Source organism: uncultured Albimonas sp. (assembly GCF_963977235.1).
Lineage (GTDB): Bacteria > Pseudomonadota > Alphaproteobacteria > Rhodobacterales > Rhodobacteraceae > Albimonas.
The window spans coordinates 14,631-29,721 of sequence record NZ_CAXBOD010000009.1; the positions used below are offsets into that span (position 1 = coordinate 14,631).

Annotated in this window: 14 protein-coding genes; 5 read left to right on the top strand and 9 right to left on the bottom strand. The window is 73.1% G+C overall.

Features of this window, described 5'->3' with window-relative positions:
- The first annotated feature begins 35 nt into the window (after window positions 1-35).
- The 4 genes from AAC134_RS07365 (at window position 36) to AAC134_RS07380 (ending at window position 3,904) form a co-directional block, all read left to right on the top strand.
- Window positions 36-1,010 (top strand): hypothetical protein, encoded by a 975-nt coding sequence (locus tag AAC134_RS07365; protein ID WP_339948423.1) that lies wholly within the window; start codon window positions 36-38, stop codon window positions 1,008-1,010.
- 229 nt (window positions 1,011-1,239) lie between these two features.
- Entirely contained in the window at window positions 1,240-2,355 is a 1,116-nt protein-coding gene (locus AAC134_RS07370; RefSeq protein ID WP_339948424.1) for a hypothetical protein, read from the top strand.
- The gene (locus tag AAC134_RS07375; RefSeq protein ID WP_339948425.1) at window positions 2,352-3,146 is read left to right on the top strand and encodes an ABC transporter permease; all 795 of its coding nucleotides are present in this window, start codon (window positions 2,352-2,354) and stop codon (window positions 3,144-3,146) included. The genes AAC134_RS07370 and AAC134_RS07375 overlap by 4 nt, the downstream gene beginning before the upstream one ends.
- Window positions 3,147-3,157: 11 nt before the next feature.
- Window positions 3,158-3,904, top strand: a complete 747-nt coding sequence (locus tag AAC134_RS07380; protein WP_339948510.1) for an ATP-binding cassette domain-containing protein — start codon at window positions 3,158-3,160, stop codon at window positions 3,902-3,904.
- Between the two features lie 426 nt (window positions 3,905-4,330).
- On the opposite strand, the gene AAC134_RS07385 is transcribed toward AAC134_RS07380, so the two are convergent.
- The 9 genes from AAC134_RS07385 to AAC134_RS07425 all read right to left on the bottom strand — a co-directional run bounded on the left by AAC134_RS07385 (window position 4,331) and on the right by AAC134_RS07425 (window position 13,483).
- Window positions 4,331-5,017 (bottom strand): SDR family NAD(P)-dependent oxidoreductase, encoded by a 687-nt coding sequence (locus AAC134_RS07385; RefSeq protein WP_339948426.1) that lies wholly within the window; start codon window positions 5,015-5,017, stop codon window positions 4,331-4,333.
- Between the two features lie 5 nt (window positions 5,018-5,022).
- On the bottom strand, window positions 5,023-6,507 hold the full coding sequence (gene purF / locus AAC134_RS07390) for an amidophosphoribosyltransferase (RefSeq protein ID WP_339948427.1): 1,485 nt from the start codon (window positions 6,505-6,507) through the stop codon (window positions 5,023-5,025).
- Between the two features lie 163 nt (window positions 6,508-6,670).
- On the bottom strand, window positions 6,671-7,255 hold the full coding sequence (locus AAC134_RS07395; protein WP_339948428.1) for a CvpA family protein: 585 nt from the start codon (window positions 7,253-7,255) through the stop codon (window positions 6,671-6,673).
- Window positions 7,252-8,685 (bottom strand): DNA repair protein RadA, encoded by a 1,434-nt coding sequence (gene radA / locus AAC134_RS07400; protein ID WP_339948429.1) that lies wholly within the window; start codon window positions 8,683-8,685, stop codon window positions 7,252-7,254. Before radA ends, AAC134_RS07395 begins: the two co-directional genes overlap by 4 nt.
- A gap of 70 nt (window positions 8,686-8,755) precedes the next feature.
- On the bottom strand, window positions 8,756-9,214 hold the full coding sequence (locus tag AAC134_RS07405) for a paraquat-inducible protein A (RefSeq protein ID WP_339948430.1): 459 nt from the start codon (window positions 9,212-9,214) through the stop codon (window positions 8,756-8,758).
- Between the two features lie 99 nt (window positions 9,215-9,313).
- The gene (locus AAC134_RS07410) at window positions 9,314-9,715 is read right to left on the bottom strand and encodes a cupin domain-containing protein (RefSeq protein WP_339948431.1); all 402 of its coding nucleotides are present in this window, start codon (window positions 9,713-9,715) and stop codon (window positions 9,314-9,316) included.
- A gap of 340 nt (window positions 9,716-10,055) precedes the next feature.
- Window positions 10,056-11,468: a ribosome biogenesis GTPase Der gene (gene der, locus AAC134_RS07415; RefSeq protein WP_339948432.1), complete on the bottom strand. Its 1,413-nt coding sequence runs from the start codon at window positions 11,466-11,468 to the stop codon at window positions 10,056-10,058.
- Window positions 11,469-11,537: 69 nt separating this feature from the next.
- Window positions 11,538-12,833 carry a PQQ-binding-like beta-propeller repeat protein gene (locus tag AAC134_RS07420; protein WP_339948433.1) on the bottom strand — a complete coding sequence of 432 codons (1,296 nt, stop codon included), beginning with the start codon at window positions 12,831-12,833 and terminating at the stop codon, window positions 11,538-11,540.
- Window positions 12,830-13,483, bottom strand: coding sequence for a hypothetical protein (locus AAC134_RS07425; RefSeq protein ID WP_339948434.1), 654 nt, complete (start codon window positions 13,481-13,483; stop codon window positions 12,830-12,832). The genes AAC134_RS07420 and AAC134_RS07425 overlap by 4 nt, the downstream gene beginning before the upstream one ends.
- Window positions 13,484-13,964: 481 nt before the next feature.
- On the opposite strand from AAC134_RS07425, the gene AAC134_RS07430 reads away from it, so the two are divergent.
- Window positions 13,965-15,059 carry an efflux RND transporter periplasmic adaptor subunit gene (locus AAC134_RS07430; RefSeq protein WP_339948435.1) on the top strand — a complete coding sequence of 365 codons (1,095 nt, stop codon included), beginning with the start codon at window positions 13,965-13,967 and terminating at the stop codon, window positions 15,057-15,059.
- Window positions 15,060-15,091: the final 32 nt, after the last annotated feature.

The window sequence follows — 15,091 nt, forward strand, 5'->3', positions numbered from 1 at the left end:
CGGCTGACGCGCACTACGACAGGGAGCGGGGCGACATGAGCCAGGCGCAGCCACGCCGAATCCTGCTGCACATCGGCCTGCAGTTCACCGGCGCCCCGGAGATCCAGGCGATGCTGAGGCTCAACCGCGACCGGCTCGCCCGGCAGGGCGTGCGGGTGGTCGACCTCGATCACGGCGGCTGGCCGCTGGTCTATCTGTTCGCGACCCCCGACAAACGCCGCGAAAAGGGCGATCCGCGCTTCAAGGGCCTGGGCGGCGCGCGCCGCGCCGGCGCGGCGCCCGAGGCGGTGAAGGCCGCGCGCAAGGCCCTCGACGCCGCGCTCGAGGATCGCAACGCCCATACGGTGGTGCTCTCCTGCGACCTGCTGGCCGAGCATCTGCGCTGGCGCGAGATCAAGGCGCTGGCCGGCCGTCTGCAGGACGCGGGCGAGGTCACCGTGCTCGCCTATCTGCGCGAGCCCGGCGCCTATGCCCAGGCCGCCGCCGAGAAGCGCCTGCGCGAAGGCGTGCCGCTGACCATGCTCAAGCGCGTGCCCCCGCAGCCCGGGTTCCGCAAGACGCTGAAGAAGTTCATCCGCCACTTCGGGCCCGAGGCGATGGACCTGCGCGTCCACCACCCTCGCCGCCTGCTCAACCGCCGCCTGCTGGACGATTTCGAATCCGCCTGCGGCCTGGCGCCCGGCACGCTCGAGCGGCCCGCCAAGCCGGCCCGGACGACCGGTCTGACCCGCGCCGCCGCCCTGGCGCTGGACCTGCGCAACCGGCTGGTGGGCTGGCGGCGCCCCGGCCGGGCGATGCGCTTTCCCCCGGTGCTCGCCACCACGCTGGCCGAGTCGCTGCCCGGCCGCGGCTTTCGGATCGGCGCCGAGACCCGGCGCAGCGCGCGCCGCCGCTCGCGCAAGGACCTGATCTGGCTGGGCCGGCTGATGGGGCGCAAGCCCTTCCCCTCCGGCCGTGGCCCCGCCCGGCCCCAGCGCGCCCGCGCCAGCGACCCCGAGCTCGGCGGCTGAGCCGGGCGCGGAGGAGCCCGGGCGCGCTCGCGCCGCATGGCGCCCACCCGCCCCACCCGGGCGACCCAGAGCCGCGCCATGCTGCAACGCGGTCGCGCGGCCTTGGCCCGCCGCCCGCCCGCGTCTATATCGGAGACGCGGCCGAGGGGTCGGCGCCGCCCGGGACCGGGGCCGCGTCGCCGGGCGCATGACGCGCCGCACTGGGATACGGGGTCGGGAAACGAGCACAATGAGCGAGGCGCCCGCACGCCGCATCTATCTCCACGTCGGCCAGCACAAGACCGGCACCACGTGGATCCAGAACGTGCTGGACCATAACCGCGCCCGCCTGGCCGAGCGCGGCGTCTGCTATCCCGACCTCGGCGCCTGCCACGGCTGGCCGCTGGTGTTCCTGTTCGCGCGCGGCGACGACATCGACCGGCTCGGCCCGATGATCGGCCAGCGGCGGCGACACTCGAACCCCAGGCGCAAGGCGCAGAATCGCGCGATCCTCGACGCCGCGCTGGACGATCCCAGGTGGCGCAAGATCGTGATCTCGGGCGAGCAGCTGTGCGACATGCTCCGCTGGAACGAGGTCCGCGCCATGGGCGAGGCCCTCCAGCGCGACGGCGCCGAGATCAAGGTGATCTTCTACGCGCGCGAGCCGCTGGGCTATGCCGCCTCGATGACCCAGCAGCGGCTCAAGGCCGGCCTCACCCTGCAGGAGCTGACCGACGAGCCGCCGACCCCCGACTACCGCCGCCGCCTGCAGAAGTACTTCCGCTTCTTCGGGCGCGAGAACGTCGAGATCCGCGTCTACGACCGCAAGCGCCTGAAGGACGGCGACGTGCTGGCCGATTTCATGGACGCCATCGACGAACCGGACATCGCGCTCGACGCCCCGGCCTCGCTCGCCTCCAACAGCTCGATGAGCGGACGGGCGGCGTGGCTGATGGACCTGCGCAACCGGCTGTTCAAGAAGATCTCCCCGACCTTCGCCCGGCGGCATCCGCCGTGGATCATGCCCTCGGTCGCGCGCCTGCCGGGACCGCGCTTCGCCCTGCCCCGGGCGGTGCGGACGGCGGTGTCGCGCGGCTCGGCGCAGGATGTCGCCTGGCTTGAGCGCAAGCTCGGCTTCGAGCCCTTCCCCTCGACCCGCCCCGAAGGCGGCCCGCGCAAGGGCGGCGGCAAGCGGGCCGGCGCCGGGCCCGGGGGCGGCGAGGGCAAGCGGGCCGGGGGCAAGGCGGGCGCGGCCAAGGCGGGCGCCAAGCGCGCCGGAGCCGGCGGTGGAAAAGCAGGTCGCAGAACGGGCGCCGACGGGGCCCACGGCGGCGCAGGCCGGATGGCCGGAAAGGCCGCGACATGACCCTGATCGCTCCGATCCAGATGTTTTTCGCCGCCATCGGCCGCGCGGTGCTGTCGCTGTGCGCGGGAACCGGCGCGCTGACGCTGTTCGCCGGGCTCTCGGTCAGCCACGTGTTCCGCCCGCCCTGGTATCCGGTGGAGTTCGCCCGCCAGGTGATGAAGATCGGCTGGTATTCCCTGCCCGTGGTGGGGCTGACGGCGCTGTTCACCGGCGGCGCGCTGGCGCTGCAGATCTACACCGGCGGCGGCCGCTTCAACGCCGAGTCGGTGGTCCCCTCGATCGTGGCCATCGGCATGGTGCGCGAGCTGGGACCGGTGCTGGGCGGGCTGATGGTGGCGGGGCGGGTCTCGGCCTCGATCGCGGCCGAGCTGGGCACCATGCGGGTGACCGAGCAGATCGACGCGCTGACCACCCTCTCGACCAACCCGTTGAAATACCTGGTGGCGCCGCGGCTGCTTGCGGCCACGCTGACGATGCCGGCGCTGGCCTTCATCGGCGACGTGATCGGGATCATGGGCGGTTTCGCCGTCGGCGTGACCCGGCTGGGGTTCAACCCCTCGACCTACATCAACACCACCTGGACGTATCTCACCAACGACGATGTCGCCTCGGGCCTGATCAAGGCGGCGGTGTTCGGCTTCATCATCGCGCTGATGGGCTGCTGGCAGGGCTACAACTCCGGCCGCGGCGCGCAGGGGGTGGGCAAGGCCACCACCAACGCGGTGGTGTCGGCCTCGATCCTGATCCTCGCCGCCAACTACATCCTGACCGAGGCGCTGTTCCCCACATGACCGAAACGCCGATGATCAAGATGGCGGGGGTCGAGAAGGCCTTCGGCCCCAAGAAGGTGCTGCGCGGCGTCGACCTCTCGGTCGCGAAGGGCGAGAGCCTGGTGATCATCGGCGGCTCGGGCACGGGCAAGTCGGTGACGCTGAAATGCGTGCTGGGCATCGTCCACCCCGACGCCGGGACCATCGAGATCGACGGCGCCCCCGCCACCCGACGCAACCGCGAGGCGCTGCTGAGCCGCTTCGGGATGCTGTTCCAGGGCGGAGCGCTGTTCGATTCCATGACGGTCTGGGAGAACGTCGCCTTCCGCATGCGCCATGGCCACGGCCGCAAGCCGAAGAAGGAGGCGCGCGAGATCGCCATCGAGAAGCTGCGCCGCGTCGGCCTGACGCCCGAGACCGCGGACCTGTTCCCCGCCGAGCTCTCGGGCGGGATGCAGAAGCGCGTGGGTCTCGCCCGCGCCATCGCCACCAATCCCGAGATCATCTTCTTCGACGAGCCCACCACCGGCCTCGACCCGATCATGTCGGGCGTGATCAACGAGCTGATCCGCGAGCTGGTGACCGAGATCGGCGCCACGGCGATGACCATCACCCACGACATGACCAGCGTGCGCGCCATCGCCGACCGGGTGGCGATGATCCACGAGGGCAGGATCCGCTGGGAAGGCGACGTCTCGGAGATGGACGGGGCCGGCGACCCCTACGTGGACCAGTTCATCCACGGCCGCGCCGAGGGCCCCATCGCCGCGATCCGCTGACCTTCGCGCAGGCGCCGCGTCCGGCTCGCGCCCGGTCCGGCCCCCCCGCCCGCGGCGCGCTTCACCCGGTCGCCCGGCCCGACCGTCTCCCCCCGGCCAGCCACGCGCCCGGCGCAACGCCGACATCCGGCGCGAGCGCCTGTTCTCCGGAGCCGTCCGTCGCTGATGCCGATCAGAGCGACTCGTCCGGCCCGGTCAAGGATCGCGAAGCGACCCCCGCAGGGGGCTTGTCCTTGACCGGGCCGGACGAGTCGCTCAGGCATCAGAAGCGACGGACGGCTCCGGAGGACAGGCGCGGCCTCTGTTCTTGGGTGAGTCAGGAGCTCCGCCGGAGGCTCCCTCGTTGGAGCGCTCAGCGCACCCCCGGCACACGCGACACGCAGCCAAGCCCGCCCGCAGGGCGCCTCCTCTCCCCCCCTCGCGCCGTCAGGCGCGCGCGGCGGAGTCTCCCAGCGCCTCGGACATCATCTCGGCCGCCACCTCGCGCGCGGGCGTCAGCGTCGCGCGGTCCTCGCCGGGGCGGAAGCGGGCGCGCAGGCCGCTGGGCATCGGGGGCGGCGAAAGGTGCAGCACCGTCAGCGGGAACCGCGTCGTCTCCACCGCCCAGGCGGTGGTGATCGCGCGGGCGGCGGCCTTGGAGGCCGCGTAGGCCCCATGGAAGGCGCCGCCGTTGTGACGGTCGTCGAAGAACACCGCGCGCCCGCCCGCGGGGGCCAGGCGCAACAGGGGGTCGAGACTGCGGATCAGCCGCTGGGTGGCGCGCGCGTTCACCGCCATCGCCTTGTCCCAGTCCTTGTCGGTCGCATGCTCGGCGGGGGCCAGCGGCGGGTCGTTGACGGCCGCATGGATCCACAGGTCCAGCTTGCCCCAGCGCCCGTGGATCGCCGCCCCCAGACGCTCGAGCGCCGGGTCGTCGGTGATGTCGAGCGGCACCAGCGTCGCCTGCGGACCGCCGGCGGCGCGGATTGCGTCGTCCAGCTCCTCGAGCGCGCCGACGGTGCGCGCGACCGCGATCACCTCGGCCCCGCGGGCGCCCAGCGTCTCGGCGAAGGCGCGGCCAAGCCCCCGGCTGGCGCCCGTGACGAGCGCCGCCTGTCCCTTCAGATCCTGCATGAAGACTACTCCGCGGCTTTCAGCGAGATCCGGCCGCTCTCGATCATGTCGGAGGGCTGGATCGGATACTCGCCCGAGAAGCAGGCGTCGCAATACTGCGGCTTGCCGGGATCACGCCCCTCGGCCTCGCCGACCGCGCGGTAGAGCCCGTCGAGCGACACGAACCGCAGGCTGTCGACGCCCAGATGCGCGCACATCTCGTCCTCGGTCATGTGGCTGGCCAGCAGCTTGTCCTTGTCGGGCGTGTCGACGCCGTAGAAGCACGGCCAGGCGGTGGGCGGCGAGGCGATGCGGAAGTGAACCTCGCGCGCGCCGGCGTCGAGGATCATCTCCTTGATCTTCATCGAGGTGGTGCCCCGCACCACCGAGTCGTCGACCAGCACCACCCGCTTGCCGCGCACGAGCGCGCGGTTGACGTTCAGCTTCAGGCGGACGCCCATGTTGCGGATCTGCTCGGTCGGCTCGATGAAGGTCCGGCCCACGTACTGGTTGCGGATGATCCCCATGGCGAAGGGGATGCCCGACTCCTGGGAATAGCCGATCGCCGCGGGCGTGCCGGAATCGGGCACCGCGCAGACCAGGTCGGCCTCGACCGGCGCCTCGCGCGCCAGCTCCACCCCGATCTGGCGGCGGCTCTCGTAGACCGAGCGGCCGCCGATGACGCTGTCGGGGCGGGAGAAATAGACATGCTCGAAGATGCAGAACCGCGGCCGCTGCGTCTCGAAGGGCGCCGAGGAATGCACGCCGCGGTCGTCGATGATCACCATCTCGCCGGGCAGGATCTCGCGCACGAACTCGGCGCCCACGATGTCGAGCGCGCAGGTCTCGGAGGCCAGCATCCAGCCCTCGCCCAGCCGGCCCAGCACCAGCGGGCGCACGCCCAGCGGGTCGCGGCAGCCGATCAGCTGGGTCTCGGTCATGCAGACGATGGCGAAGGCGCCCTCGACCCGGCGCAGCGCCTCCTTCATGCGGTCGGCGATGGTGCGGTGGAAGCCGCGGGCCATCAGGTGCACCACCGCCTCGGTGTCCGAGGAGGAGTTGAACACCGACCCCCGCTCGATCAGCTCGCGCCGGATCGAAAGGGCGTTGGTCAGGTTGCCGTTATGGGCCAGCGCCATCGAGCCCATGGCGAGGTCGGCCAGGAACGGCTGCACGTCGCGCAGGGCCGTGGCGCCCTTGCCGCCGGCGGTCGAGTAGCGGACATGGCCGATGCCGATGCGGCCGGGCAGTTCGGCCATGCTGTCGGCGGTGGTGAAGTTGTCGCGGACGTAGCCCAGCTTCTTGGACGAGTGGAAGCCGGAGTCGGCGTCGTAGGTGACGATGCCGCCCGCCTCCTGTCCGCGGTGCTGCAGCGCGTGCAGGCCGAGCGCGACGAAATTGGCCGCGTCGGTCAGACCGATGACGCCGAAGAGGCCGCATTCCTCGCGCAGCTTGTCGCCGTCGCGGTCTTCGAAAGGGCTGGCGAGCGGCGCGAGACGGGTCTCGGGCATCTGGCGATGGCTCCCGTGGTTCAGGGGGTCGCTGAAGTCTGTATACGCGGCCCGGATCCGATTGTCATCGCGCCGCGTGTCATCGCGGCGTCATGTAACGCAGGTCGCGCGGCGTTGCGAGGGGCGCAGGGTCACGCCCCCGGGACCGCGCGGCCGGGGCGTCTCAGGCCTCCTGCGCGTCGGAGAGCGCCGGGACCCCGCCGCACTCCTGCATCAGCCCGTTGATCGGGTTCAGCGCCCAGTCGGGCAGCGTGGTCGGCAGACGCTCCGAGATCAGGTCCGCGGCCTCGGAGATCATCGCCACCGAGCGCGACTGATCGACCATCGCCAGCCGGTCCGAGGGCGGCACCACCTGATCGTAGATCAGGAACACCACCGCCGCGAGCACCAGCCCCCGCAGCACCCCGAAGACGAAGCCGAGCGCCTTGTCGACGGGCCCCAGGATGCTCTCCTGCACCGCCGAGGAGAACAGCGGCGTGAACACCGACAGCAGGATCAGCACGATGGCGAAGGCGACCGAGAAGGCCGCCAGCTTCGAGAGCGTGCAGGCCCCGGCCAGGATCTCGCCGGCGACCGGGATCTCCTGCAGCAGCGGCTCGAGGAAGGGCGCGGCGTAGAGCGCGGCCGCGGCCGCCACGATCCAGCCGGCGATGGCCAGCGCCTCGCGCGTCAGCCCGCGCGACCACGCCAGGATGCCTGACAGCGCCAGCACCGCCAGGACCACGCCGTCGACGATCGTGAAGCTCATGCCTGCTGGTCCCCTCGACCCGTTCCGGTTCGGTTTTTTCCCGACCCCACCCCGGGGCCATCCTCGCCAAGCACTTCGCCCGCAAGGGTCGAGAGATGCTCGATTCGTCGAACCGTCATGCCAGAATTCGCCCCCGGCTTCACCTGCGAAGGCGCGAACGCGACGTTGAAGCCGAGACGTGCGGCCTCGCGCAGACGGGTGTCGGCCTGGGGGGCGGGGCGCACCGCCCCCGAGAGGCTGATCTCGCCGAAATAGACCGCCTCGGGGGGCAGCGGATCGCCCCCCGCAGCCGAGAGCAGCGCCGCCGCGACCGCGAGATCTGCGGCCGGCTCGGTCACCCGCAGGCCGCCCGCGACGTTGAGATAGATGTCGTTGCCCGACAGCGCCACGCCGCAGCGCGCCTCGAGCACCGCAAGGATCATCGCCAGCCGCGAGCTGTCCCAGCCCACCACCGCGCGCCGCGGCGAGCCCGGCGGCGAGGGGGCGACCAGCGCCTGGATCTCGACCAGGACCGGGCGCGTGCCCTCGACGCCCGCGAACACCGCGGCGCCGGGCGCCTCGCGCCCCCGCTCGGAGAGGAACAGCGCCGAGGGGTTGGAGACCTGCGCCAGGCCCTTGCCGGTCATCTCGAACACCCCGATCTCGTCGGCCGGGCCGAAGCGGTTCTTCACCGCGCGCAGGATCCGGAACGGGTGGCCGCGCTCGCCCTCGAAATAGAGCACGGTGTCGACCATGTGCTCGACCACGCGGGGACCGGCGATCTGCCCCTCCTTGGTGACGTGGCCGACCAGGATCACGGCCGAGCCGCGACGCTTGGCGAACGCGGTCAGGGCATGGGCCGCCGCGCGCACCTGCGAGACGGAGCCCGGCGCGCTCTCGACCGAATCGAGCCACATGGTCTGGATCGAATCGACGATGGCGACCATCGGCCTCTCGGTCTCGAGCATGGCGAGGATCGCGTTCAGGTCGGTCTCGGCCGAGAGCGACACCGGCGCCTGCTGCAACCCGAGGCGCGAGGCCCGCATGCGGATCTGGGCGGTCGCCTCCTCGCCCGAGACATAGACGCATTTCGCCCCCTGCCGGGCGAAGGCGGCGGCGGCCTGCAGCAGCAGCGTCGACTTGCCGATCCCCGGATCGCCGCCCACCAGCACGGCCGAGGCCGGCACCAGTCCGCCGCCAAGCACGCGGTCCAGCTCCTCGACCGCGGCCGAGAGGCGGGGAGGCGCGGGCTCCTCCCCCTCCAGCGAGACCAGCGCGGCGGCGCGCGTCTTGCCGGTGCGCGAGACGCCCACCGACTTGGGCAGCGAGGCCGCGACCCCTGTCTCCTCCTGCACGGAGTTCCAGGCGCCGCAGCCGTCGCAGCGCCCGGTCCAGCGGGCGTGGATGGCGCCGCACTCGGCGCACACGAAGATCGGGGCGTTCTTGGCCATGAGGGGGTTCTGCGCCGAACCGCGCGCCAAGGGAAGCCCTGCGGGGCGTCGGCGCGGCCCGCCCGTGGCGTCAGCGCCGCGCCCGCCCGGTGGCCAGCGAGATCGCCAGCGAGGCGAGCACGCAGCCCGCAAACAGCGGCAGCCCCCAGGCGGTCTCGACGCGGCCCCAGCCGACGCCCTTGGCCACGATCACCGCCAGCGCCACCAGGAAAACATCGGCCATCGAGAGCTTGCCCAGCACCTCCAGCGCCGGCAGCCAGCGCGAGCTGAGCCTGCCGAAGTGGACGCCGGCCAGCGCCAGGGTCTTGGCGTAGGGCATGGCGACGCCGAAAAGGCCGACCAGCCCCGCCAGCAGGGGCTCGTCCGCCCACAGCGCGGCGACGCCCGAGAGGATCGAGATCGTCTCCCCGTCGAGGAACGGGATCAGCCCCGCCTCGACCAGCGGCGCGGCCCAGGCCAGCGGGAACAGGATCAGCAACGCGAGGTTTGCCCAGATCAGCGCCCGCGGCGCGCTGCGCGGGCCGCTCATCCCTGGGGCTCGGCGTGTGGGGCGGGCATCGCGGGACCCTTCGGCAGCGAGGCGGACGCGGAAAGGCGCGCCCCCCGCGTCCCTTGCCCCGGGTTCGGCCTATTCGGGGGTCTTGAGATAGTCGTCCTCGGCCACGGGCTCCAGCCAGTCGGCGGTGCGCCCGTCGTCCTTCTCCTGCATGGCGATATGGGCCATGGGGCTGTCGGGGGCGGCGCCATGCCAGTGCTCCTCGCCCGGCGCGAACCAGACCGTGTCGCCGGGCCGCACCACCCGCACCGGCCCGCCGCGCGTGCCGACCCGCCCGAAGCCCGAGACCACGAACAGGGTCTGCCCGAAGGGATGGGTGTGCCAGTTGGTGCGCGCGCCGGGCAGGAAGGTCACCCGGATCGAGGCGACGCGGGCGGGCGCCGGGGCGCTGTTGATCGGCTCCTGCCAGACCTCGCCGGTGAAATGGTCGGCGGCGGCGCGGGCGGCGGGGCGTCCGGCGGGAAACAGGTCCATTGATCGTCCTCCCAGTCTGATCGACGCGGAGCCTCGCGCGCCGTCCCCGGGTTGGCAAGCGCCGCGAGCCCCGGGGACCCGCCCACGCCCGAATCCCTCGCCCTGCCCTCGCGGTCGAACCCGGCCTCGAAACCCACGCCCCCGACGACGCCCCCTCGCGCCCCCTGCCCTCGCCGGCCTGGCGCCCCTGGCGCCACGCCCGAACCCGCCTCGCAAAGCGCCTATTCTTTGGTGAGTCAGGAGCCCGCCGGAGGCTCCCCCCCCCTCGACCCTCCGGGCGCCTCCACGGCCCCCCTCGCAACGCAGCCAAGCCCGCCCGCAGGGCGCCTCCTCGCCTCGCTCAGCGCTTCTTGCGCTTCCCCTCATAGGGGTTCTCGCCCTTGCGCCAGGCAAGCCGGATCGGCGTGCCCTGCATCCCGAAGTCCCGCCGCAGCCCGTTCACCAGAAAGCGCTTGTAGCTGTCTGGCAGCACCTCGGGGCGCGAGCAGAAGGCGATGAAGGTCGGCGGCCGGGTCTTGGCCTGGGTCATGTAACGAAGCTTGATCCGTCGCCCGCCGGGCGCGGGCGGCGGGTGGGACGAGGTCATCTCGCCCAGCCACTGGTTCAGCTTGGCGGTCGAGATCCGCATCTCCCAGCGCGAGCGCGCCTTGAGGATCGCCGCGCGCAGCCGCTCGAGCCCCTCGCCCGACAGGGCCGAGACCGGCACCACCGGCGTGCCCGAGAGCTGCGGCATCAGGCGCTGGAACTCGTCGGTCAGCAGTTTCAGCGCGCCCTGGCGGTCCTCGACCAGGTCCCACTTGTTGACCCCGATCACCACCGCGCGGCCCTCGCGCTCGGCAAGGTCCGCGATGCGCAGGTCCTGGGTCTCGAAGGGCTTGTCGGCGTCGACCAGCACCACCACGACCTCGGCGAACTTCACCGCCCGCAGACCGTCGGAGACCGAGAGCTTCTCGAGCTTCTCCTGCACGCGGGCCTTCTTGCGCATGCCGGCCGTGTCGAAGATCCGCATCCGCGACCCCGCCCAGTCGATCTCGACCGAGATCGCGTCGCGGGTGATGCCGGCCTCGGGGCCGGTCAGCAGGCGGTCCTCGCCCAGGATCTTGTTGATCAGCGTCGACTTGCCGGCGTTCGGCCGGCCGACCACGGCGATCTGGATGGGTTTCTCCGGGGCGCCGGGCTCGATCGCCTCGTCGTCCTCGTCGAACGCGCCGTCCTCGTCGATCTCGAGGTCCACGGCGCCGGCGGCGCGCTGGGCCTCGACCTCCTGCATCGCCTCCTGCAGGGCGGTGTAGAGGTCGCCCATGCCCTCGCCATGCTCGGCCGAGAGGGGGATCGGCTGTCCGAAGCCCAGGCTCCAGCCCTCCAGCGCCGCGTCCGCGCCCTGCCGGCCCTCGGCCTTGTTGACGCCCAGCAGCACGCGGGCGCCCTTGCGGCGCAGGATCTCGGCGAAGGTGGCGTCCTGGGGCAGCAGGCCCGCGCGCGCGTCGACCAGGAACAGCGAGGCGTCGGCCATGTCGACCGCCCGCTCGGTCAGCGCGCGCATGCGGCCGGGCAGCGACTCGGCGTCGGCCTCCTCGAGGCCGGCGGTGTCGATCACCATGAACTGCAGGTCGCCCAGCCGCGCCTCGGCCTCGCGCAGGTCGCGCGTGACGCCGGGCTGGTCGTCGACCAGCGCCAGGCGCTTGCCCACCAGGCGGTTGAACAGCGTCGACTTGCCCACGTTGGGCCGCCCGACGATCGCGAGCTTGAACACCGCGTCACCATTCCGGCCGTCCCGGCCGGTCCAAAGAGAAATCCGGCCCGGTCCGATCCGGAGGGGCCCTCAACGATAGGCGAGCAGGTCGCCGTCGTCGGTCAGAACATACACGGTTCCGCCGGCCACCGCCGGCCCCGTGCGCGAGCCGCCGGGCATCTCGATCACCTGGCCCGGCGCGCCGGTCTGGGCGTCGAAGCTCAGCAGGCGCCCGTCGGACGAGGTCGCCAGCACCCGGTCCCCCGCCAGCACCGGACCGCCGTAGACGATGCCGGTCGCGGCGTCGTCGGGATCCTCGCGCGCGTCGAGCGGCGTGCGCCACAGCGTGGCGCCGGTCTGGATGTCGAGGCGCACGATCGCGGGCTGGGTGGTCACGGCATACAGCGTCTCGCCCGCCGCCCACACCGGCGACAGGGATCCGAAGTCGCGCTGCCACACGCGCCGCCCGTTGCGCCCGTCGAACATCGCCAGCGCGCCGCCGGCGTTGCCCGCGATCACCAGCGGCCCCGGCGCCAGCACCGGGTCGGAGGTGATGTCGGAGAAGGCCGAGAGCCCCGAGGTCGAGCCCAGCGAGACCACCGTCGCCGTCCACACCCGGAACCCCGGGCCGGTGCGCACCAGCATCACCTCGCCCGAGCCGAAGGGCAGCACCGCCACGTCGGTGGCAAGCCCGGGCGCGGCCCCGCCGAGATTGCCGGCGTTGGGCAGGCCGGTCTCGATCTCCCAGCGTTTCTCGCCGGTGGCCGCATCGAAGCCCGCGGCGACGTCGGCGCGATTCACCGCCACCACCATGCCTCCGCGCGCGGTCGGCGCGGCGCGGTAGGGGGCCGACCCCTTCACCCGCCACAGCTCCTCGCCGCTGGCCGCGTCCAGCGCGGTCAGCTGGCCGAAGCCGTCGGTGACGAAGAGCTTGCCGTCGGCGAAGGCGACGCCGCCGCCGTAGCCCACACGGGCGCGCTCGCCCTCGGGCGTCAGGTCCACGGACCATTTGTCGGCGCCCGCGGTGGTGAAGGCCTCGACCCCCGCCTCGCCGTCGCGCACGAAGACCGCGCCGTCGGCGATCACGGGCCCCGCCATCGGGATCCGCTCGTCCGCGCCGGCGCCGGCCGACACGCGCCAGGCCAGCGACAGCGAGGCCGGCGCCTCCAGCCGGCCGCCCGAGCGCTGGGCCCCGCCGCCGCGATGGGTCCAGTCGGGCGAACCCTGCACCGCAGGCAGCGCCCGCGGCGTGGGCGTGGGCAGCGTGGGATCGGCCGCGGCGCGGATCGGGATCCGCTCTCCCGGCAGGCGGGGGTCGTCGTCGTCGGAACAGCCTGCGAGCGCCAGCGCCGCCGCAAGAGCCGTCAGCAGAACCGGCCGCATCATCCCTCGCCTCCGCCCAGAAGCTGCTGGAGCTGGGTCAGCCGCTGCCCCAGCGAGGGGCTGAGCATCGGGTCGCCCAGCGCCGCGCTCACGTCCTCGCGCGCGCCGTCCCGGTCGCCGGCCTCGAGCCGGGCCACGGCGCGGGCCTCGAGCGCCAGCAGCCGGAAGGGCTCGCCCTCGGCCGCGTAGGCGGTCAGCGCGTCGGCGCGGGCGGCGGGGTCCAGGTCCTCGGCGCGCAGCAGCGCGGCCTTGAAGCCGGCGAGATCGCGGTAGAGCGGGTCGGCGGCGCCGTCGCTCTCGATCCCGTCGAGGACCTCGATGGCCGCGTCGCGCTCTCCGGCGTCCGCCAGGGCGCCGGCCTGCGAGAGTCGCGCGATGACCGCGGCGCCGGGGTCAAGCGCGGCGGCGCGGGTTCCGAAGGCCTCGGCCCGCTCGGAGGCGTCGGGGATGTCGGCGGCCTCGATCAGCCGGGCGCCGGCGGCGCGGGCCGAGGCGTCGTCCTGCTGGTCGAGCCAGGTGGCGACGCCCGCGCCGGCCACCGCCAGCACCACGACGCCGACGACCCAGGGGCCCCAGCGCCGCCAGGCCGTCAGCATCCGGTCGCGGCGAAGCTCTTGCGAGACCTCGTCGATGAAGGAGTCCCTGTCGGCCACGTATCGGATCCCTTGTCGTTTCGCGCGCCCCCGTGGAGCGGTTCCCCACCCAGAGGGGCGGAGCCGTCCCCGCTCGCCCGAGGGCATCGTGTCGTCGCCCCTGCGGGCGCGTCGGTTCGCGCCGGCGGCGCGGCGCGGCGGCCTTCGCCGCTGCGTCAGCCCCCTCCGGGCGTCGTGTCGCGTGGCCGGAGCGGCGCCTCGCGGCGGTTTTTCCGCCTTTCCGCGATCCGTTGAACGCGGTTTTGCGTATAGATGTCGATCCGATGCGGCGCAAGGTTGCGCGAAGTTTACGTGCGCGCCATCTAGGCCGACGGATCGAGTCGCCTGCGGCGTGAGAGGGGGGGCCTCCACGGCCCTGTGTTGAGGGGCCGGCAGCCGCCGGCAGGGTCAGTCGCCGGCGCTCGCCGGCAATGGCAAATCGCCGGCAGCCGCCGGCAAGGATCGAGAGCCGGCGCCCGCCGGCGGACGAAAGGCGTCTTTGATGAGACTGGTTCCCGTTCTGATGGCGCTGGCCGTCTGCGTCGGGCTTTGGTTCTGGATCGTGCCCGCCAGCGGCCAGCAGGTCGCCGCCGTGGACGCGCCCGCCGCAGGCGTCGACCGCAACGCCCAGGCGCCCGCGGTGAAGGTCGTGGCCTTCGCCAGCCAGGCCGAAGCGGTGCGCAACGCCATCGTCCTGCGCGGCCGAACCGAGGCCCACCGCCTGGTCGAGGTGAAGGCCGAAACCGCGGGCCTTGTGGTCTCCGATCCGCTGCGCGCCGGCGCCCATGTCACGGTCGGCGAGGTGCTCTGCCGGCTCGATTCCGGCTCGCGCGAGGCGCAGCTCGCCGAAATGCAGGCCAGGCTGGGCCAGGCCGAGGCCGACGCCGAGGCCGCCGAGACCCTCGCCCAGCGCGGCCTGACCGCCGAGAACACCGCCAAGGCCCGCCGCGCCGCGCTCGAGGCCGCGCGCGCCGCGGTCCGCGTCATCCAGCTCGACATCGAGCGGCTGGAGCTCGCCGCCCCGTTCTCGGGCGTGCTCGAGACGGATTCGGCCGAGATCGGCTCCCTCGTGCGCACCGGCGACGTCTGCGCCACGATCATCTCGCTCGACCCGATCAAGGTCGTGGGCTTCGTGCCTGAATCCGAGGTCGACCAGCTGGCGCCCGGGATGCCCGCCCACGCGCGCCTGGTGGGCGGCCGCACCATCGCCGGCCAGGTGGCCTTCGTCTCGCGCTCGGCCGACGAGACCACGCGCACCTTCCGCGTCGAGGTCGAGGCCGCCAACGCCGACGAGAGCGTTCGCGACGGCGTCACCGCCGAGATCCTGATCCCCGTGGCCTCCGACGAGGCTCACCTCGTCCCGCAGTCGGCGCTGACGCTCGACGACTCGGGCGTGCTGGGCGTGCGCGCCGTGGTCGAGGGCGCCGAGGGGCCCGAGGCGAAGTTCCTGGGCGCCGAGATCCTGCGCGAGGACCAGGACGGCATCTGGCTGACCGGCCTGCCCGCGGAAACCGCGGTCATCTACGTGGGCCAGGAGTTCGTGGCCGACGGCCGCGCGCTGGAGGTCACGTGGAAGGACTGGAAGGGCGCGCAATGACCCGACCCGCAGCCGGCCTCCCGTCTGGCCCC